Genomic DNA, 20,512 nt, shown 5'->3' with positions numbered 1-20,512 from the left:
TACCCCTCGAATTGAACTGTGCGCCAAACCCGTGCTAGAGTCTTATCTCGCCGCGGACAACGGAAACAAAGTTCTTCACGAACTTCACCGGAGTAGCGGCCACCAGCGAGGGTGGCGGAATGGTAGACGCGCTAGCTTGAGGTGCTAGTCCACGTAAGTGGGTGGGGGTTCAAGTCCCCTCCTTCGCACAGATGAGACCCCCGACCAGACGAAAGTCAGGTCGGGGGTTTTTCTATGTTTGCGCGGCACCGGTCTCGCGATGACTTTGCGGTCGCCGGTGACGTTCCACGTCCCGGGCCTCGCGCTGCACTAGGGAACCTCGATAGGGTGGGGGAGAACGTCACCTACGAACCCTCCGCCGAAGGATGCCCCATGTCAGCAGCGCAGAAAACCCCGGACACGCTCATCGCCGAGGATGAGGTCGCAGACATCTGCCAGGCCCTCATTCGCATTGATACCACGAACTATGGCAACAACGAAGGCGCGGGGGAGCGCAAGGCAGCGGAGTATGTTGCCGGGCTGATCTCGGAGGCCGGCCTTGATGCCACGGTCCTGGAATCAGCTCAGGGACGTGCCAATGTCGTTACGCGCATCGAGGGAACCGACAAGTCATTGCCGGCCCTGATTGTCCATGGCCACCTGGACGTGGTTCCGGCCCTTAAGGATGAATGGTCGGTTGATCCCTTTGGTGCCGAGATCAAGGACGGCATGATTTGGGGCCGTGGCGCCGTAGACATGAAAGACATGGATGCGATGATTCTTGCGGTCCTGCGCGAAATGCAGCGGACCGGCACCCGCCCGCGTCGCGATCTGATCTTCGCGTTCTTCGCCGATGAAGAGGCCGGAGGCGATTACGGTGCACGCTGGATGGTGGAGAACCACCCCGAACTCTTTGACGGTGCCACCGAGGCCATCAGCGAGGTGGGCGGGTTCTCCGCCACCATCGCGGGCAAACGCGCCTATTTGCTCCAGACCGCCGAAAAGGGCATCGCCTGGCTTCAGCTCACCGCCGCCGGCCGCGCCGGACACGGTTCCCAGATCAACGAGGAAAATGCCGTCACGCGATTGGCCGCAGCCATTACCCGCATCGGCGAACACGATTGGCCGATTTCTTACACCGACACCACGCGCGGCTTCCTCGAGGGTGTCTCAAACATGACCGGGATCGAATTCACCGACGATAACCCACAGGTGTTGCTGGCCGAGCTGGGGAATGTTGCTCGCTTTGTTGGTGCCACCCTGCAAAATACGGCCAACCCCACGGTGCTGTCCGCCGGATACAAGCACAATGTCATTCCCGGTGCCGCCGAGGCCCTACTTGATGTCCGCACCTTGCCCGGACAGCACGATGCGGTCATGGAGACCCTACGCCGGCTCGCCGGCCCCGACGTTGAACTCAGTGCCCTGCACCTGGACCGAGCCCTCGAGGTGCCCTTCGCCGGAAACCTCGTTGATTCCATGGTCGCCTCGCTCAACCGTGAGGATCCCGAGGCGGTAGTCCTTCCCTACATGCTCTCCGGCGGAACCGACAACAAGTCCCTGGCCCGATTGGGTGTGACGGGCTATGGATTCGCCCCGCTGCGGCTGCCTGCCGAATTGGACTTCACCGGCATGTTCCACGGCGTTGATGAGCGAGTTCCGGTGGACTCGCTAAAGTTCGGCACCCGGGTGCTGCGCGATCTACTGACCAACTACTAACCATCACACCCCCTCGTGGGCGTCCCATGCCACAGGCCGGGGGACAGGAAGTGAAGACACACGTGAAATCCATCCACGAGGTCCTTGATACCACCCTGCTCGAGCGGTTTCGCTCTCGAGCAGCTGGCTACGATGCGGAGAACACCTTCTGCGTTGACGATTTCGAGGAACTCACTGAGGTGGGGTATCTCAAGGCCATGCTGCCGGTGGCCCGGGGCGGCCTTGGCTGGGGCATGGAACAGATGACAAGCGCTCAACGCTTGCTCGGGTCCTACGCCCCGGCCACCGCTCTGGCCGTGAACATGCATCTGGTCTGGACCGGGGTGGCCACTCTGTTGGGCGCCCGGGGAGATCGGCGCCTGGAAACGGTTCTCGATTGGGTGGCCAACGGTGAGGTGATGGCCTTTGGAGTCTCGGAGGCCGGGAATGACGAGGTCCTCTTCGACTCGGTGACGCGCGCTGTGCCGGCGCCCGACGGATCCTATGCATTCAGTGGCGTGAAGGTCTTTACCTCGTTGGCACCGGTATGGACGCGGCTGGGAGTCTTTGGCAAGGACTCAAGCACGGAGGAGCCCAAGCTCGTCCACGGCTTTTTGCACCGAGATGCTTCCGGGATTGAAATTCCGGATAACTGGAACACGCTGGGCATGCGTGCCACGCAGTCGAACACCACCATTCTGAGCAATGCGCGCGTAAAAGCCGAAGACATTCACAGCATCCTGCCGGTGGGCCCGGTGGCGGATCCGCTGATCTTTGGCATCTTCGCCGCATTCCTTTCGCTAACCGCATCCGTCTATGTGGGTCTGGCCGAACGTGGCATGCAGCTGGCCGCGACCAACCCGGCCCGGCGCACCTCGCTGAAAAACGCAGGACGCGCTTATGACCAGGACCCGGACATTCGCTGGCAGGTGGCCAATGCGGGGATGGAGATTCTCAAACTTGATGCCATGCTGCGACTGACCACACGGGATCTTGATGACCTGGTTGATCACGGCCCGTCCTGGTTCCCGCGGTTGGTCACGTTGCGCACCCAGGCGGGAGACGCTGCACGTTCCTGCATGGACATCGCCGCTAAGGTTTCCGGCGGCGGGCAATACTTCCGCGGCTCGGAGCTCGAACGGCTCTACCGTGATGCCCTGGCCAGCCTGTATCACCCCTCGGATGCCGAATCGGCGCATTCCACCGTGGCGTCCTGGCTGCTCGGTCCTCCACGCGGTTAGCGGCCCTTGGCACCCGATCGTCGGTGGGGTGAGAGGTCTTAGGCGCGGATATTCAGCGTCGGTTTTACGCGCATGACTCGTCGGCGTAACCAGTACTTCTGCCCGCCGCCGTCGTAGAGGCAGGTGCGTACCAGTTCCCACTTCCCGTATTCCGAATGCTCGCGTAGTGCCGCTCGGGCTACCGAACGATGCTCGCCGGGGCGTGCGGTGATGATGAGGTATTCATAACGGTGTTCGGGGTCCCCGGGCATTTGATCTACGGGGTGGGGGATAGCTATCTTCTTTTCGATCATGACCCTGTCCATAGTGTGGCTTGTGCCTGTAACGTCAATCACATGAGTACAGATCCGCGTGTAGCCCTCAGTGTATTGATCAGCTGTCTCGAAGAACACCTTTCGGCTGTGTCGGGGAAACGTGGCGCTCAAGATGCGTCCATCAGTGCCGCGTTCCTGGCCGTGGCCGACGCCTTTGAGGAGTATGAGGACTCGTTATACGAGGCGTATGAGGAGTTTCTGCCGCTCACCATTACCGATGAGGACGACGACGATGACCCCTATGACGTGGACGAGGACTCCAAATCCGGCTAGCGTGAAGACTCGCTGAGGATCAAGCGCAAGCGGCAAAAACTCCATGTCGAGGCACCAATACCTGGGTATGAAGTTCACCTCCGTCGGGAGCGCCAATGGGTATTGAGAAGCTGCTGTGCAGTAGTGTCGAACCGTGAATTGGTTTGAAGCGGCCTTCTTAGGGCTGATCCAGGGTCTGACAGAATTTCTCCCCATCTCCTCGAGCGCCCATCTGCGCATCGTGGGAGAGCTATTGCCCAATGCGGCTGATCCGGGGGCGGCGTTCACTGCGATCACGCAGCTGGGCACCGAAACCGCCGTGGTGGTCTTCTTCTGGAAAGACATCGTGCGGATCATTGGCGCATGGTTTAACGCGCTGCGCGGCCGAGTCCCGCATAGCGATCCGGATGCCAAGATGGGCTGGCTGATCATCATCGGCTCCCTGCCCATCGCCGTGCTCGGCCTGCTCTTTGAAGAGCAGATCGACACCTCTCTGCGCTCCCTCTGGATCGTGGCGACCACGCTGGTGGTCTTTGGCCTGATCCTCGCCGTCGCCGATTACTACGGCAAGCAGGAACGCGAACTGAATACGCTGAGCCCCAAACACGGCATCCTCTTTGGCTTCGCCCAGGCCCTGGCGCTGATTCCGGGCGTCTCGCGCTCCGGTGGCACCATCACCGCCGGACTGTTCATGGGTTACACCCGTGGTGCTGCGGCACGCTATTCCTTCCTCCTGGCCATCCCCGCGGTCTTCTCCTCTGGTTTGTACAAGCTGGCCAAGTCCTTTGACGAGCCCGGGGTCTACTCCCTGCCGCAGACGGGACTTGCCACCCTGGTGGCCTTTGTCGTCGGATTTGTCATCGTCGGCTGGTTCCTCAAATACGTTTCCACGCACAGCTACCGCATTTTTGTCTGGTACCGCGTGGCCCTGGGCCTTGCCCTTTACCTGCTGCTTGGCTTCGGCGTCATCAACGCCTAAATCAAGATTCCGGGGCCGTACACGGAATAAGTGTGGCCCCGGTGGACTTGTCCCAAGTAAGCATCAGCATTTTTTGTTCCGGCCGTGGCCGAGCAAACATCTAAGAGAAAGGACGCTCCGTGCTCGCATGGTCCGCGCCCACCATTCCCCATGTCCCGGGAAACGCACCAATCCTCGAGGTGCACGACACCTCCACGGGACGAGTGAAAGACACCGCACCGGCAGAAAAATCTGACGCCGCGGCGAGCATGTACGTCTGCGGAATTACTCCCTACGACGCGACCCACATGGGCCACGCAGCCACCTACGTGACCTTTGACCTGCTCCAGCGCACCTGGCGGGACGCCGGACGGGCAGTGACCTACGTCCAGAACGTCACCGATATCGATGACCCGCTGCTTGAGCGTGCCACCGCCACCGGTGTCAACTGGCAGGATCTTGCCGTAGAGCAGACCAACCTCTTCCGTGCCGATATGGAAGCGCTCAACGTCATCCCACCCGAGCACTACATCGGTGCCGTTGAGTCCATCACCTGGCTCGTCCCGCTCATTGAGGAACTGGTTGCCAAGGATCTGGCCTACGCGGTTCCCGGTGAAAACGGTGAGCCCGACGGCGATATTTACTTCGATGCCGTGGCAGCCGCCAACGAGTCCTGGGAACTGGGCACCGTGAGCGGATACGACCGCGAAACCATGCTCGGCTTCTTCTCCGAACGAGGAGGCGACCCACAGCGTCCGGGCAAGCGTGATGAATTGGACCCGCTGCTCTGGCGCGTGGCCCGTACCGGTGAACCACGCTGGGACGGTGGCACCATGGGTGAGGGCCGTCCGGGCTGGCACATCGAATGTTCGGTCATTGCCCGACGCTTCCTGCCCGCACCCTTCACCGTGCAGGGCGGTGGATCGGACCTGATCTTCCCGCACCACGAATTCTCCGCCGGTCATGCCGCAGCCCTTGATGGCAAGGCGTTGGCCGAAGCCTACGTGCACACCGGCATGGTGGGCCTCGACGGCGAAAAGATGAGCAAGTCCCTGGGTAACCTGGTGCTGGTCTCACGTCTGCGCGCCGCCGGCGTTGAGCCGGTGGCCATCCGCACGGTCCTGCTGGGACAGCACTACCGCAGTGACTGGTTCTGGACCGACGAATTGCTCTCCGCCGCTCAGGACCGTCTGGCCAATTGGCGCAACAGCATCCCCAACGCCACATTCGCCGAGGCCACCGCCACCGTCACCCGGATCCGTGCCAGGTTGGCCAACGACCTAAACGCCCCCGGCGCCCTGGCCGTGCTGGACGCCTTCAGTGCGCAGGACCCTTCCGATGATCTTGCCGCACGCGGCACCGGTGCCCAGCTGCTCACCGACGCACTTGACGCCCTGCTGGGTCTGAAGATCGTCTAAGACGCGGCACACGGCACAAAAACGCGTCCCCCAGATGTTCTTGGGGGACGCGTTTTTCGTTAAGTCGGGTCGAACTATTCCGGTGTGCCGGGTGTGTCGGGTGTATCTGGTGAACGCGGAGATTCGGGGGGAGCCTGGGGTCCCTCGACGGTCGAAGCATCCGACGTCCCGGTCGTGGGACCCGGGCGATGCCGGCGTTTAAGATAGCGCTCAAATTCCCTGGCGATGGCCTCACCGCTGGCCTCGGGCAGTTCCGTCTCATCCTGGGCCTGCTCCAGCTGCTGCACGTAGGCGGCAATATCCGCATCCCCCGTGGCCAGCGCGTTAACGCCACGCTCCCAGGCGAGGGCATCCTCGGTGAGTTCATGCAGGTCCAGCCCCACGGGCAAGAGTTCCTCGATGCGATGCAGGATGGCAAGTTCTGCCTTGGGCGATGGTGGCTGAGCCACGTAATGCGGTACCGCCGACCAGATGGAAACGGTGGGCAAACCCGCGGCCTCAGCAAATTGGGCCAGCACGCCCAGAATCCCCGTCGGACCCTCATAGGTAGATTCGCTGGCGCCCAGCGCCTCGCGGACCACCGGATCATCACTGGATATGGAGGCCTGGATGGGGCGAGTGTGGGGAACATCGGCCAGCAGTGCCCCCAGGGCCATCACGCCCTGTACATTCTCCACTTCGGCGCGCATCAGCAGCTCGGCGATGAAGGCCTTCCACCGATACGTCGGCTCCACACCGCGCACCAGCAACAGATCAAGGTCGGTATGTGGCAGCGCCGCGCGATAGATGCGAGTTGTTGGCCATTTCACCACACGCTTGCCACTGGCGTTGCGCCGCACGTGCGGACGGGAGAATTGGTAGTCGTAGTAGTCATCGTCCCCGATGCCTTCGAGTCGGCGCGCCGAGGTGGCAGCCTTGAGGTGTTTCAGGGCCGAGCTCGCGGCATCTCCTGCATCGTTCCAGCCCTCGAAAGCGACCACCATGATGGCCGGACGCACGCCGTGTGGCGTCGTGGAGGCGGAAACCAGGGATGAAAGTGTCACCGGATCATTCATATCTTCGCTCACATCCTCACCCTAGCGCGCTCATCGGTCGTCGGCGCAACGGCACACACACTAGAATTGCCTCATGCCAACCCAGAATTACGAGCCCTTGCCCGTACGCCCTCAGGTCACCGTGATCCAGGGCGTGCTGTGGGACATGGACGGAACCCTGCTTGACACCGAACCCCACTGGATGGCCGCCGAAGCGAATTTGGTGGCCGAATTTGGTGGGTGCTGGAGCCACGAACAGGGCCTAGAACTGGTGGGCAAGGCGTTGCCCGATTCCGCGGCCGCACTACAGGCAGCCGGGGTGCAGCTTTCCACCCGCGAAATCATCAACCGGCTCATCGATGAGGTCGCGGCCGGGGTCGCCGAACACGTCAGCTGGCGCCCCGGCGCCCTGGAACTGCTGGCCGAACTTCACGCCGCGGGTGTGCCCTGCGGACTGGTCACCATGTCCGAAGAACCCCTGGCCAAATTGGTGCTGGATCAGCTGCCGGAAAAATACTTCAACTTCCGCGTCACCGGGGACATGGTCGCTCAAGGCAAACCGCATCCCGAACCGTACCTGCTGGGCCTGAAAATGCTGGCGGACTATGTGCCGGATCTGGAGGCCACGCGCGTGATCGGGCTGGAGGACTCGGCTCCGGGAATCAGCTCGGCCGCGGCCAGCGGCATCACCGCCGTTTTGGTCCCACACCTCTCAGAGGTGCCGAGTTCCAACGCCTGGCACCGCGTGGACTCCCTGAGCTCGCTGACCCTGCCCACCCTTGATGCCCTGCTGACCGTCACGAGCCGCGCATGAGCGCTACAACAGCTAAACGCAGCGGAATCCCGCTGGGCTCCATCTTCGGAGTGCCGGTATCCCTGGCCTGGTCTTGGTTCATCATCACCGGCTTCATCGTGCTGGTCTTCGGACCCACCGTGGGTAGAGCGCTGCCCGACCTGGGTTACGCCGCCTATCTGGTGGCCTTCACCTACGCGGTGCTACTGGCCGTCTCGGTGCTCATCCACGAACTGGCCCACGCCCTGACCGCCAAGTCCTTCGGCTGGCCCGGGGCCAGCATCACGCTGAACCTGTGGGGTGGACACACCCAGTTCTCCTCCTTCAACGCCACCCCCGGCCGCTCACTGGCCGTGGCCATGGCCGGTCCCGCCGCCAACTTTGTGATCGCCGGGCTCGGCTACCTCCTCCTGCACGCGGTGGATCCCCAGGGTGTGGTCCTGCTGCTCTGGGACATCCTGATCTGGGCCAACCTGCTGGTCGCGATCTTCAACGTGCTCCCCGGACTACCCCTTGATGGTGGACGTCTGGTGGAATCGGCTGTCTGGCGTTATACCGGCAATCAGGACCGCGGCACCGTGGCCGCCGGCTGGGCCGGACGTGTCATCGTGATTTTGGTGGTCGGCTACTTCGTCATCACCCCGCTGGTCAACGATCAACCGCTGGACTTCCAGGTACTCATCGTCGCGATCCTCGTCGGCGGATTTATGTGGGCGGGTGCCACCCAGGGCATCAACCACGCCAAGCTGCGCCTGCGCCTGCCGCTGGTCTCGGTGCGTGCGCTGATGACCCCGGCCACCGCGCTGCGCCAGGACGCGACGCTGGCCCAGGTGAGCGAGCGGATCAACACACGCGGCGGACGCGTCATCCTCATCGATGAGGACGGCAACCCGGTCGGCGTGATCGATGAGCAGGTACTGGCCGGGGTTCACCCGGAGCTGCTCGTTTCCTCCCCGGCGCTTTCTGCCGCCCGCGCGCTGGGCTCCGGAGCGGTGGTCAGCGCCAACGCCGATGGCCGTGCGCTCATCGGCTACCTCGCCACCCTGCCGGGCAACGAATACGCGGTGATCGACGAGTCGCATCGGGTGATCGGGCTGCTGGCCCAATCCCGCATCGTCGCGGCCATCACCGGCAAGCCAGAGAAGAACTCGGCCCACTGACACATCCCGGCACCACCGGGCCCCATCAACGCACTCCCACGAGTACATCCCCACCGTGAACACGAAGGAAAATACCTAGTTATGAGCGAAACACCAGCAGCACCGCACGGTGCCACCAACCGCCGCGGCCCCTTCCGCCCCGGAGACCGGGTCCAGCTCACGGACGAAAAGCGCCGCATCTCCACCATCACGTTGACCGAAGGTGGAGAGTTCCACACGCATAAGGGTGTGCTGCATCACGATGCCCTGATCGGTGCCACCGAGGGTTGCATCGTTCAGAACACCGCCGAGGTGCGTTACCAGGCACTGCGCCCGCTGCTGAAGGACTTTGTGCTCTCGATGCCCCGCGGCGCCACCGTGGTCTACCCGAAGGACGCCGCCCAGATCATTCAGATGGGTGACATCTTCCCCGGCGCCCGCGTGGTGGAAGCCGGCGTTGGCTCCGGAGCCCTGTCGATGTCGCTGCTGCGCGCCGTCGGGGACGCCGGTTACCTGCACTCCTTCGAACGCCGTGAAGAATTTGCCGAAATCGCCCGCGGCAACGTGGACACCGTTTTTGGTGGCCCGCACCCGGCCTGGCAGATCTCCATCGGCGACTTCCAGGAAAAGGTGCTGGAAACCGAGGAGCCCGGCTCCGTGGACCGCGTGGTGCTAGACATGCTCTCGCCCTGGGAATGTGTTGATGCCGTATCCACCGTGCTGGCGCCCGGCGGCGTCTGGGTCAACTACGTGGCCACCGTGACGCAGATGTCACGCACCGTGGAGGCCATCCGCGCCACCGGCCTGTACACCGAGCCGGAATCCTTCGAGACCATGGTCCGCGGCTGGCACGTTGAGGGTCTGGCGGTGCGCCCGGATCACCGCATGGTGGCCCACACCGCCTTCCTGATCACCTGCCGCCGACTGGCCGATGGGGCGGTGGGCATCCCGGGTGCCAAGCGCGTTAAGGAGCACACCTACTCCGCCGCCGATCTGGCCACCTGGACCCGCTCGGATTCCCCGGAGGATTGGAACCATGAGGCCCTGGGGGAGCGCGGCACCTCTGCTCGTAAGCTGCGCCGCGCCGCCAAGGACGCCAAGTCGATGACCCAGCGTGGCTCGGCACCCCGGGGGACCGACGCCGCTGCGCCGGGAGAACCCGCAGAGTCGGCCGAGCCGGCAACCACGGATGCATCAACCGAGGACAATTAACACCAGGCTCACCGCGTACTACCGAACCTTCGGCGTCCGATTCATCCCCCTGCCAGCCTCATGGTCAGGGGGAGAAGCGGGCGCCGAAAGTCATATATCTGCCGCACGGGACCTCCGGTGCATAGGATGGAACTCTAGATGACGTGTACCGGAGCAGCTTCGGGATGCGAGCACGAACGATACTGCGAAACGAGTGGATAATGGGCGAAGAGACAGATCGCACCGTACTTCAAGGCCAGATAGCAGCGGCAACACGGGCACTGAACGTCGTGCGGGAGAAGAACCGTCAACTCGATCGGCAGTTAGCCTCCGCCGGATCCAACAACACCCGCTTGGTCTCCATGCTGGAGCGCACGCGTGCGGAAATCCTGAACCTCAAGTCCGGGCTGGAAAAAGATGGGGACACCCCCTTTAGCCATGGCACCATCACCGAACTTCATCAGCGCTCCCACCCCGAGTCCGGTATCGCCATCGCCTCCACCGGGGTGCAGTCGGCAGACATCGTCCAGGGCGGACGCAAACTGCGTGTCGGAATCTCCCCGCTGCTCGACTTCGACAAGCTGGCCATCGGCCAGGACGTGCTGCTCAACGAATCCCTGGTCATCGTCGCGGGACTCGGTTACGAAAAGTCCGGAGAACTCGTCACGGTTAAAGAAGTCCTGGAGGATCACCGCGTGGTGGCCATGGGACGGGCAGACGATCAACGGGTGATCCGTCTGGCCGCGCCCCTGATCAAGGACACCGTGCGCGTGGGCGACGTGTTGACCCTTGATTCCCGCACCGGACTGGGACTGGAAAAGGTACACCTCTCGGACATGCAATCCCTGGTGCTCGAGGAGGTCCCGAACATCTCCTACGCCGACATCGGTGGGCTGAGTGATCAAATCGAGGCCATCCGCGACGCGGTGGAACTGCCCTTCCTGCACCCGGATCTGTACCGCGAACACGGGCTGAGCGCGCCCAAGGGCATCCTGCTCTACGGGCCTCCGGGCTGTGGCAAAACCCTGATTGCCAAGGCCGTGGCGCACTCGCTGGCCGAACGCACCAGTGAGCGCAACGGGGACACCGGCACCGCCAAGAGCTACTTCCTGAACATCAAGGGCCCCGAACTGCTGGATAAGTACGTCGGGGAAACCGAGCGCCACATCCGGCTGATCTTTGCCCGCGCCCGCGAAAAGGCGGCCAGCGGCAACCCGGTCGTGGTGTTCTTCGACGAAATGGACTCGCTCTTCCGCACCCGCGGCACCGGCATCTCCTCCGATGTGGAAACGACCATCGTCCCGCAGCTGCTGGCCGAGATCGACGGGGTGGAGCGATTGGATAACGTCATCGTCATCGGCGCCTCCAACCGCGAAGACATGATCGACCCGGCCATTCTGCGCCCCGGACGGCTGGATGTGAAGATCAAGATTCGCCGCCCCGATGCTCAGGGTGCCGCGGAGATCTTCGCCAAATACCTCACCGGTGATCTGCCGCTGCACCCCGATGATCTTGCGGAGCACGGCGGGGATCATGCCGCCTGCGTGCGCGCCATGATCGGTGCCACGGTGGATGCCATGTACTCCACCGGGGAACAGAATCAGTTCCTCGAGGTCACCTACGCCAATACCGAGACCGAAATTCTCTACTTTAAGGACTTCTCCTCCGGCGCGGTGATCCGCAACGTGGTGGATCGTGCCAAGAAGTCGGCCATCAAGGCGCTGCTCACTGGTGGCACCCGCGGGTTGCGTATGGAACACCTGCTGGACGCGGTCGTGGAGGAATTCCACGAGCACGAGGACATGCCCAATACCACCAATCCCGATGACTGGGCCCGAATTTCCGGGCGCAAGGGTGAACGCATCACCTTCATCCGCACCATCGTGGCCGATAAAAATGGACGCGGCAAATCCCTGGCGACCCCCGGTGTACCGGAGACGGGACAGTACCTGTGAGCGTGCATCGGGTCATGGGCCTGGAGACGGAGTATGGCGTGTTGGCGCCCTCCATGCCCGGGGCCAATGCCACGATGCTCTCCGCCCAGGTCATCAACTCCTATGCCGCACTGGTGCGTGCTGGGCGCGGAGCCATCGCGGGTACCCATTGGGACTACACCGATGAGACGCCGCTGAATGATGCGCGCGGCTTCACCATTCCGCGGGCCTCCGCCGATCCCTCCCAGCTCACCGATCAGGAGCCGGAACTCGACGCCGAGGCCGTCGCGCTGGCCGGTGGGGATACGAGGATTGGCTCCACCCTGTATGAGGAGGCCGACGCCGGACACGAGGTGTTGATGAACATGGTGCTGGGCAACGGAGCCCGGCTGTATGTGGATCACGCGCACCCGGAATACTCCTCCCCGGAAACCTCCAATCCCTTTGACGCGGTGCTCTGGGATCAGGCAGGGGATCACGTGGCGTTGGCTGCCATGCGCCGGATCGAATCGCTGGCCGGGGTTCCGGATATTCAGCTGTACAAAAACAACACCGATAACAAGTCGGTGTCCTATGGGGCACACGAAAACTATCTGATGCCACGCTCGGTGCCCTTTGAGAACATCGCGGCCGGACTTATCCCGTTTTTTGTCACCCGCCAAATCATCTGTGGCGCCGGCCGTGTGGGCCGCGGCATGCTGGGTCAGTACCCCGGTTTCCAAATCTCCGCCCGCGCCGACTTCTTTGAGGCACAGATCGGTCTGGAGACCACGATTCGTCGCCCCATCATCAATACCCGCGACGAGCCGCACGCGCACTGGGAAAAGTACCGTCGACTGCACGTGATCATCGGGGATGCGAACCTCGGGCAAATCTCCACGCTGCTGCGCACCGGCACCACCGCCCTCGTGTTGTCGATGATTGAGGCCGGCACCGCCCCGCACCTCGAACTCCGTGACCCCGTCGCCGCCTTGCAGGCCATCAGCCACGACCCGTCCCTATCTACCACCGCCGAATTGGTGGACGGGCGCCAACTCACCGCCCTGCAGATCCAAAGGATCTACGCGGCGGCCGCGGCCGAACACAGCGCGAACTCCGGTGCGCTGGATGAGGCCACACTCGAAGTTCAGCGACGCTGGGAAGAAACCCTGCAGCAACTGGAAACGGACATCTTCTCCGCTGCCAGCACCGTGGATTGGGTGGCCAAATACAAGCTCATGAGTGCCTACGCTCAACGCCACGGAGTGGATTTCAGCGATTCGCGCATCGCACTGATGGACCTGCAATGGGCGGATATCCGCCCGGAAAAAGGCCTGTACCACCGCTTGGCCGCCCGCGGCATGATGGAGGTGCTCTACTCGGGTGAACAGATCGCCCACGCGGCCTCTCATCCGCCGGAGGACACCCGAGCCTACTTCCGGGGACGAGTTCTAAACCAGTACCCGGAATTTGTGGTGGCCGCGAGTTGGGATTCGGTGTCCTTTACGGTGCCCGGTGCCCGACGACTTGAACGCGTCTCCACCCTTGAGCCGTTGCGTGGCACTCGCGCCCTGGTGGGGGAACTCTTGGATCGAGAATTGGAGATCCACGAGTTCATCGCCGCGCTGAGGAGCTAAAGACCCTACCCAGTGGCAAGATGGAATCATCAAAGGCAGAATCGGGATCAGCCTCCACCACAGCAAGTGCCTGGCGGCGGCTGATCACCGAAATGAAACAGAAAGTGCGGCACATCATGACTCAGGAACAGCACTCGGCCCAGCGCCGTGAAGACACCCAGGCCCAGGAGACCACCGAAGATCTTAATGTTGCCGCGGGCCAGGACGCCGGAGTGGATGACCTGCTCGATGAAATCGACGGCGTGCTGGAACGAAACGCCGAAGAATTTGTGCGTGGCTTTGTGCAAAAGGGCGGTCAGTGATTGAGCTCGGTCCCGGGCCCTCATTTTTTGAGCACCTCACCCGGGACCGGCCAGATCTGTTGCCGGCCAGCAGTACCGTGCCGCTAGGAGAGACAAGTATCAAGGCACCGCACGGCACCACCATCGTGGCGCTGAGCTACGCCGATGGAATCGTGATGGCGGGGGACCGCCGCGCGACCATGGGCAACGTTATCGCCAGCCGCCGCATCGAGAAGGTCTTCGAGACCGACCACTATTCCGTTCTGGGCATTGCGGGTACCGCCGGGATAGCCATCGACATTGCCAAGCTTTTTCGCGTGGAGCTGGAGCACTACGAAAAGATCGAGGGCACCCGACTCTCACTTGATGGCAAGGCCAATCGTTTAGCCTCCATGATCCGCGCCAATTTGCAGATGGCCATGCAGGGCATGAGCGTGGTCCCGCTTTTCGCTGGCTTCGATACGTTTGCTGCGGCGGGTCGCATTTTCTCCTTCGATATCACCGGTGGCCTCTATGAAGAGGTAGAACACCATTGCATCGGCTCGGGCTCTCCCTACGCCCGCGGTGCCCTCAAGAAGCTTTGGGAACCCGGTCTGGGTGCCACCGCCGCGGTAAAAATTGCGGTGGAGGCACTCTACGACGCGGCAGATGATGATTCGGCCACCGGCGGTCCGGACCCGGTGCGCGGGCTGTGGCCAGTGGTTCACACCGTGGACGCCACAGGAGTTCATCGTGTGGAGGATCCGATCCTGGCCGATATGGCACGTGAGATCATCGCCGAACGTACCGCGAGCGGGAAGGAAGCCTAGATGAGCGCGCAATATTACGTTTCACCCGAACAACTCATGAAGGACCGGGCCGATTTCGCCCGGAAGGGGATCGCCCGCGGACGTGCGGTCATCGTGGCCTCATGTTTCGACGGGATCGCGCTGATCGCCGAGAACCCTTCGGGTTCGTTGCATAAGATCGGTGAGATCTATGACCGGATCGCTTTCGCCGCGGTGGGCAAGTACAACGAGTTTGAGTCCCTGCGTCAGGCCGGAGTGCGGTATGCGGACACCCGCGGGTATTCCTACTCGCGCTTCGATGTGACCGGCCGGGGTCTTGCCAGTGTTTACGCCCAGTCCTTGGGCGCGGTATTCACCGCGGAGGCCAAACCCTTTGAGGTGGAACTCGCGGTGCTGGAAATCGGGGAGTCCCCGGAAGACGACACCCTGTTCTCCCTGAATTTTGATGGGTCCATCGCCGAACAACCAGGACACATCATCATGGGTGGCGACACTCCGGCCCTCCGCGAATCCTGGAACGGCTATTGGGCGGGCAAGGACCTCAACGCGGCCGGCATCGATGAGGTCATTCGCGCCGCGGCCCTCGTGCTTCCTGGCGTGGGCGAGAGTCCCGAAGACGCACGCCTCTTGGAGGTCGCCATGCTCGAGCGTGTGACCTCCACCGGCTCGCACCGCCATTTCCGCCGCCTCGACACCCCCACCATCGCCCGCATTTTGGGTTCAAGGAAGTAGACACATGGACCGCAGAATCATGGGCATCGAGACCGAGTACGGAATCAACTATTCGGACCCTACGGGCCGTCCGTTGACCCCAGAGGAATCCGCCCGATACCTCTTCCGTCGGGTGGTTGCCTGGGGTCGGAGCTCGAACGTGTTCCTGACCAACGGTTCGCGGCTATACCTTGATGTGGGTTCGCACCCCGAGTACGCCACGGCCGAATGTGATGGGCTGAAGCAGTTGATCGCTCATGATCGGGCGGGGGAATCGATCCTCAATGATCTGGTAGCCAGCGCCGAGGAGCGTATGGCCGCCGATGGCTTCAACGGCAAGCTCTACCTCTTTAAGAACAACACCGACACCGCTGGCAATTCCTATGGCTGCCACGAGAACTTCTTGATTCCCCGCAAGCTCGAATTTGCCCGCCTGGCCGAGATCCTGATTCCGTTCTTGGTCACCCGGCAGCTGATCGCCGGTGCCGGCAAGATCATGAATGTGGAGGGGGTGCCGCTGTACTCATTTTCGCAGCGCGCCGATCACGTGTGGGAAGGCGTCTCCTCGGCGACCACCCGCTCACGGCCCATCATTAACACTCGCGATGAGCCACATGCGGATGCCGAATACTTCCGTCGACTCCACGTGATTGTGGGTGACTCGAACATGTCCGAGACCACTCAACTACTGAAGCTCGGCGCCACCGACTTGATGCTGCGCATCATCGAATCGGGAAAAGTCATGGACGATCTGCGGTTGGAAAATCCGATCCGTTCAATCCGTGAAATATCGCACGACTTTAATGGGCAAACCGTTATTCGTCTGGCCACGGGTAAGCAACTGACGGCTCTGGAACTCCAGCGCCATTTCTTGGCTCTTGCCACCGATTTTGTGGCTACCGAGGGAGCCCACCACGATCAGGTGCCAGCGGTGCTTGATCTGTGGACCCGCACTCTTGATGCCGTGGAGTCGGGCAATTTTTCCTCCATTGACACGGAAATTGATTGGGCGATCAAGCACAAGCTGATCACTGCCTACGCTAACCGTCACCAGTTGGATCTTGGGGCGCAGCGCTTGGCCCAGCTTGATCTGACGTATCACGACATTGATACCCGGCGCGGTCTCTTCCATTTGCTGGCCGCCCGTGGGCGTGCAAAAGCCGTGGTGGATCAGGATGATATTGACTTCGCCGTGGATCATCCGCCACAGAGTACCCGGGCAAAAATGCGAGGTGACTTTGTGCGTGCGGCAAAAAATGCCGAGCGCGACTTCACCGTGGATTGGGTGCACCTCAAGCTTAACGACCACCCCGGGCAGACGGTGTTGTGTAAAGACCCCTTCGCCAATCAAGATCCGCGAGTTGACGCCCTCATTAGCTCCTTGAGTGGCCCCGCTTAGTGTCAAAATGCCGCGGATAATAAGGTGATTCACAGTTTCACCCTTTAAGCTGGCTGAAGTCTGTTTTTTAACTCACCATTCAGTGTGGGTGTCTGCAGTCTCCAAATTCCCCTACTGAAAGTTGATTTCGTGCGCAAAGTTATGGCACTCGTTGCAACGGCTTCATTGCTGCTGGTGACGGCCTGCGGTTCAACCGAGATGGCCTCCAGTGGCAATCCTGCCCCCCTTTCTTCCGTTAAGGTCACCCCGGGGGCCGATGATGCTTCTGACCCCACCGTCACTTTTGATTCCCCGCTGGTCGCCACCGAAACCGGTGCTCAGGTCATCGTCAAGGGCAAGGGCGATGAGATCGAAGAAAACCAGAACATCAAGTTCAAGTCGATCGCCTACAACGCCAAGGACGGCAGCCTGGTTGGTTCGAGTTTTTCCGGCGAACCGGTGACATTGCCGATCAACGATGAATTCAAGACCCAGCTGCCTGCCCTCTACGACACGCTGATGCAGACCAAGGTCGGTTCGTGGATTGCCATGGTTGAGCCGGTTGCTGAAGGAGCGGCTTCGTCCACCGAATCGGCAGCCCCCTCGGCCAGCCCGAGCGCTGCTGCCGCCGAAACCGTCGTCGTTTTGAAGGTTTTGTCCACCGAGGCGATCCCGGAGGCATCCAAGAAGCTCGGTGCGGACGAGGTTAAGAAGTTGAAGGACGAAGGCGCACTGCCGACGGCTGAGATGAAGGACGGCAAGCCCGTCATCACCATCCCCAAGGGCAAGGAAGCGCCTGCTGGCCTCGTTGTTGACGTCATCAAGGAGGGTACCGGCAAGGTGGCCACCGAAACTTCAACGGTGAGCGCCAACTACACGGGCGTCACCTGGAGCGACGGAAAGCAGTTCGACTCTAGCTATGACCGTGGAGAACCGTCCGAATTTGGCCTCACCCAGGTCATCAAGGGCTGGACCCAAGGCCTCACGGGTCTGAAGGCCGGCACACAGGTCATGCTAAGCATCCCGACGGATCTCGCCTATGCCGGAGCCGCCGGTGCCCCGGCAGGCAATTTGGTCTTCTTCGTGGAGATCAAAGAAGTAAAGTAGCTTAGACACTTCCAGTCATCAACCGAAAGGATTCCACTATGTCTTTTGGACAGCGTGAATACGACCGCACCAAGCCGGAGATCGATTTTCCGGGAACCGATGCTCCTACCGAGCTGAAGATCGTGGATTTGATTCCCGGCGACGGCGCCGAAGTTGTACCGGGCTCAAACATTTCGGCTCACTACGTCGGCGTGGCTTGGTCCACCGGCGAAGAGTTTGACGCGTCCTGGGGCCGCGGCGCACCGCTGGACTTCCGTGCCGGTGTCGGTCAGGTTATCCAGGGCTGGGATCAGGGTCTGATCGGGATGAAGGTCGGCGGACGTCGCCGTCTGGAAATTCCGTCCGAGATGGCCTACGGATCTCGCGGCGCAGGTGGAGCCATCGGCCCCAACGAAGCACTCATCTTCGTGGTGGACTTGGTGTCTGTGCGCTAAGCACTCCGCTTTACGCCTTTGGCCGTCTTTTCCCAAGTTAAACCGGGAGAAGACGGCCAAAGGCCGTTAACGCGGTGTGGCATTGGCCCACGTTCAGGTCATCGGGGTAATCTTGCGAACGTGGCTCAAAATAACTCAGGCGTTCCATCTCGTGCCGAGAAACTCGTCAGTCTCACCTATGCGCTCATCAATACTCCGCATGGATATTCCAAGCGTGAACTTCGAAAAATTGTCGATGATTACAAGGGCCTCGGTGATGCGGCCTTCGACAGAAAGTTCGATAGGGACAAGAAGGACCTGCGCGAGATGGGGGTTCCGGTGAAGACCCTCGGAACTGATGCCGAGGAACGCTACTTGATCACCCCGGAGAGCTACCGACTTCCAGAGGTCAGTTTCACCACCGAGGAAGCAGCTGCCTTGGGCCTAGCCGCGCAGCTCTGGAAAGACACCGATTTCGAGTCCTCGGCCACCCGCGCCAACGGTCGGTTGTCGGCCGGACTTGAAGATTCCGGGCGAGGAGTCAGCTTCACCGAGTATGTTCCTCGGCTACAGGCCGCTGGGCCAGCATTTGGCGCCTGCCTCGAAGCGGTCTGGGCCCGTCAGGTGGTGAGCTTCGATTATCTCGATTCTCAGGGTCGCTCCAGTCAACGAACCCTCGACGCGTGGGGGATCGGCCAACGCTTCGGCAACTGGTACCTTGCCGGCTTTGATCATGACCGTGAGGCCGTCCGGATTTTCCGCCTCACACGCATTCTGAGTGATATTCGCACCGGCCAAGCCCATTCCTCGCGACCGGCCGGATTTAGTATGTCAGAGTCTCTGGCAGCCCTCGATCCGGACATTGCCGGTCAAACCGCGCGAATTATCGTGGCCAAGGAAGCCGGTTGGGTGCTTCGGTCCAAGGCGGATTCTGTGGTTCCCGGTTCGCAAGACGACGATGTGACACTTCAATTCCACGACATGATGGGATTGGCTGCCGATATTGCCAAGCTCGGTGCCGCCGCACGCGTGCTCGAACCCCCGCACCTGGTTACCGAAGTTCAGAACAAACTTGACCGGGCCCTAGCGGCTCAGCTCAAGGCTGTCCCCGGCTACAAACTGAGCAAACGGCGTAATGCCGGTCGCCCACCGTCGACCGAGGCCGTTGCACTGAACCTCGACATCATCTCCTATGTGGCGAAGTACGGATCACCGACCGTTGAACAGACGGCCAGTCATTTCGGGCTGAGTGACAAACAGCTACTGGCACACCTGCAAACCATCATGATGTGCGGAGTACCCAACGGCCTACCCGATGAGCTCATTGATGTTGAGTGGGAGACCGGTGCGATCAGCATTAATAACGCCGAGGCCCTGAACGCACCCATCAAGCTGAGTTTGACGGAGGCCGCGACGATGCTCGCGGGTCTGGCCTCACTGCGCGGCCTGCCCCACTTTGAACATGCCTCGGCTATCGATTCAGCGTACGCAAAGTTGCAGTCAGCCGCGGTGGGTTTTGAGGGTCTGGAATCGGTGCTCTCCATTGCCTTGCGGTCCAGCGAGGAAAACGAAAACTATGCCACCCTAGTTTCGGCAATCCGCACGCGACGGGTTGTTGACTTGAATTACTACAGTGCGTCGAGTGACGCCGTGGGGGTTCGGGAAGTGGAACCGATTCGAATTCTTGAGCATGCGGGCAGACAGTACCTACGCGCCTATTCCGTCCCGAATGGAGAAATCCGGAGTTTCCGCATCGACAGGATCCAAACCGTGATTCCCACGGCGAAGACCTTCGAGTGGGATACCGAGCGCCATGAAGACCACGAGGACATCTACTTCACGCCCGGCCCCACCGACGAACTCGTGGTGCTCGGTTTTGCGTCGCGTCTCACTTCGCTGGTAGATGAATATTCTCCGGAGCAGTGGGCCCGTGGTGACGACGAAACGATCGCCCAGATCCGAATGACCTCCCTCTCCAGCATCGCTGGAATGGTCGCTTTCCACGGCGGTGATCTGCGGGTTATCGCACCAGAACTCTTGCGTACCGAGGTTCAGGCCTGGCTGCGTAAGGCCGTCGAGAACAAGGAAGTTAAATAGTTATGTTGCCCTGGTGGTTCTGGATCCTTCTGTGGGTCGTCTTAGTGTTGGGTACGGTGCTATTCCTCGTATTAGCCGCAATTCGGCTGTTTCGCGGTTCCATGCGCCTCGTCGCTGACGTCGGAGAGGCAATGGACAGCATCGGGGTGGCAATGGAAACCCCCGGCGAA

Annotated in this window: 18 protein-coding genes, 1 tRNA gene and 1 pseudogene; 18 read left to right on the top strand and 2 right to left on the bottom strand. The window is 61.5% G+C overall.

Annotation, left to right across the window (positions count from 1 at the left end; genetic code table 11):
- Window positions 1-105 precede the first annotated feature (105 nt).
- The 3 genes from KUF55_RS09575 to KUF55_RS09565 all read left to right on the top strand — a co-directional run bounded on the left by KUF55_RS09575 (window position 106) and on the right by KUF55_RS09565 (window position 2,918).
- A tRNA-Leu gene (locus tag KUF55_RS09575) sits at window positions 106-188 on the top strand.
- 184 nt (window positions 189-372) lie between these two features.
- Complete coding sequence (locus tag KUF55_RS09570; RefSeq protein WP_218816483.1) at window positions 373-1,698, top strand: M20/M25/M40 family metallo-hydrolase; 1,326 nt, start codon at window positions 373-375, stop codon at window positions 1,696-1,698.
- Window positions 1,699-1,724: 26 nt separating this feature from the next.
- Window positions 1,725-2,918, top strand: a complete 1,194-nt coding sequence (locus tag KUF55_RS09565; RefSeq protein ID WP_218816482.1) for an acyl-CoA dehydrogenase family protein — start codon at window positions 1,725-1,727, stop codon at window positions 2,916-2,918.
- Window positions 2,919-2,956: 38 nt separating this feature from the next.
- Here KUF55_RS09565 and KUF55_RS09560 read toward each other — a convergent pair whose 3' ends face one another.
- Window positions 2,957-3,211 (bottom strand): DUF5703 family protein, encoded by a 255-nt coding sequence (locus tag KUF55_RS09560; protein ID WP_370630907.1) that lies wholly within the window; start codon window positions 3,209-3,211, stop codon window positions 2,957-2,959.
- A gap of 42 nt (window positions 3,212-3,253) precedes the next feature.
- Between KUF55_RS09560 and KUF55_RS09555 the strand changes: the two genes are divergently transcribed.
- The 3 genes from KUF55_RS09555 to mshC all read left to right on the top strand — a co-directional run bounded on the left by KUF55_RS09555 (window position 3,254) and on the right by mshC (window position 5,860).
- Entirely contained in the window at window positions 3,254-3,505 is a 252-nt protein-coding gene (locus KUF55_RS09555) for a hypothetical protein (RefSeq protein WP_132357713.1), read from the top strand.
- A 133-nt stretch (window positions 3,506-3,638) separates the two neighbouring features.
- Window positions 3,639-4,463, top strand: coding sequence for an undecaprenyl-diphosphate phosphatase (locus tag KUF55_RS09550; protein ID WP_132357711.1), 825 nt, complete (start codon window positions 3,639-3,641; stop codon window positions 4,461-4,463).
- A gap of 119 nt (window positions 4,464-4,582) precedes the next feature.
- Window positions 4,583-5,860, top strand: a complete 1,278-nt coding sequence (gene mshC / locus KUF55_RS09545; protein WP_218816481.1) for a cysteine--1-D-myo-inosityl 2-amino-2-deoxy-alpha-D-glucopyranoside ligase — start codon at window positions 4,583-4,585, stop codon at window positions 5,858-5,860.
- Between the two features lie 74 nt (window positions 5,861-5,934).
- On the opposite strand, the gene KUF55_RS09540 is transcribed toward mshC, so the two are convergent.
- Window positions 5,935-6,915 (bottom strand): PAC2 family protein, encoded by a 981-nt coding sequence (locus KUF55_RS09540; protein ID WP_218818743.1) that lies wholly within the window; start codon window positions 6,913-6,915, stop codon window positions 5,935-5,937.
- Window positions 6,916-6,988: 73 nt separating this feature from the next.
- Between KUF55_RS09540 and KUF55_RS09535 the strand changes: the two genes are divergently transcribed.
- The 12 genes and pseudogenes from KUF55_RS09535 to KUF55_RS09480 all read left to right on the top strand — a co-directional run bounded on the left by KUF55_RS09535 (window position 6,989) and on the right by KUF55_RS09480 (window position 20,342).
- Window positions 6,989-7,708: an HAD family phosphatase gene (locus KUF55_RS09535; protein WP_218816480.1), complete on the top strand. Its 720-nt coding sequence runs from the start codon at window positions 6,989-6,991 to the stop codon at window positions 7,706-7,708.
- Window positions 7,705-8,847, top strand: coding sequence for a site-2 protease family protein (locus KUF55_RS09530; RefSeq protein WP_218816479.1), 1,143 nt, complete (start codon window positions 7,705-7,707; stop codon window positions 8,845-8,847). Before KUF55_RS09535 ends, KUF55_RS09530 begins: the two co-directional genes overlap by 4 nt.
- An 81-nt stretch (window positions 8,848-8,928) precedes the next feature.
- Window positions 8,929-10,038, top strand: a complete 1,110-nt coding sequence (locus tag KUF55_RS09525; protein WP_218816478.1) for a tRNA (adenine-N1)-methyltransferase — start codon at window positions 8,929-8,931, stop codon at window positions 10,036-10,038.
- Window positions 10,039-10,231: 193 nt separating this feature from the next.
- A pseudogene (gene arc / locus KUF55_RS09520) lies at window positions 10,232-11,972 on the top strand (proteasome ATPase).
- 14 nt (window positions 11,973-11,986) lie between these two features.
- Entirely contained in the window at window positions 11,987-13,567 is a 1,581-nt protein-coding gene (gene dop, locus KUF55_RS09515; RefSeq protein WP_304623501.1) for a depupylase/deamidase Dop, read from the top strand.
- Window positions 13,568-13,683: 116 nt separating this feature from the next.
- Entirely contained in the window at window positions 13,684-13,869 is a 186-nt protein-coding gene (locus KUF55_RS09510; protein WP_132360955.1) for a ubiquitin-like protein Pup, read from the top strand.
- Window positions 13,866-14,657 carry a proteasome subunit beta gene (gene prcB / locus KUF55_RS09505; RefSeq protein ID WP_218816477.1) on the top strand — a complete coding sequence of 264 codons (792 nt, stop codon included), beginning with the start codon at window positions 13,866-13,868 and terminating at the stop codon, window positions 14,655-14,657. Before KUF55_RS09510 ends, prcB begins: the two co-directional genes overlap by 4 nt.
- The gene (gene prcA / locus KUF55_RS09500; RefSeq protein ID WP_218816476.1) at window positions 14,658-15,368 is read left to right on the top strand and encodes a proteasome subunit alpha; all 711 of its coding nucleotides are present in this window, start codon (window positions 14,658-14,660) and stop codon (window positions 15,366-15,368) included.
- 4 nt (window positions 15,369-15,372) lie between these two features.
- A complete protein-coding gene (gene pafA / locus KUF55_RS09495) occupies window positions 15,373-16,746 on the top strand; it encodes a Pup--protein ligase (RefSeq protein WP_132357696.1) in 1,374 nt (457 codons plus the stop codon).
- 129 nt (window positions 16,747-16,875) lie between these two features.
- Window positions 16,876-17,832: an FKBP-type peptidyl-prolyl cis-trans isomerase gene (locus tag KUF55_RS09490; RefSeq protein ID WP_218816475.1), complete on the top strand. Its 957-nt coding sequence runs from the start codon at window positions 16,876-16,878 to the stop codon at window positions 17,830-17,832.
- A gap of 38 nt (window positions 17,833-17,870) precedes the next feature.
- Complete coding sequence (locus KUF55_RS09485) at window positions 17,871-18,266, top strand: FKBP-type peptidyl-prolyl cis-trans isomerase (RefSeq protein WP_132357693.1); 396 nt, start codon at window positions 17,871-17,873, stop codon at window positions 18,264-18,266.
- Between the two features lie 120 nt (window positions 18,267-18,386).
- Window positions 18,387-20,342, top strand: coding sequence for a YafY family protein (locus KUF55_RS09480; protein WP_218816474.1), 1,956 nt, complete (start codon window positions 18,387-18,389; stop codon window positions 20,340-20,342).
- Window positions 20,343-20,512: the final 170 nt, after the last annotated feature.

It is taken from the genome of Paeniglutamicibacter sp. Y32M11, from assembly GCF_019285735.1.
Lineage (GTDB): Bacteria > Actinomycetota > Actinomycetes > Actinomycetales > Micrococcaceae > Paeniglutamicibacter.
The sequence above is the reverse complement of the archived record's forward strand: the minus strand, read 5'-3'. Positions and strand labels throughout refer to the sequence as shown.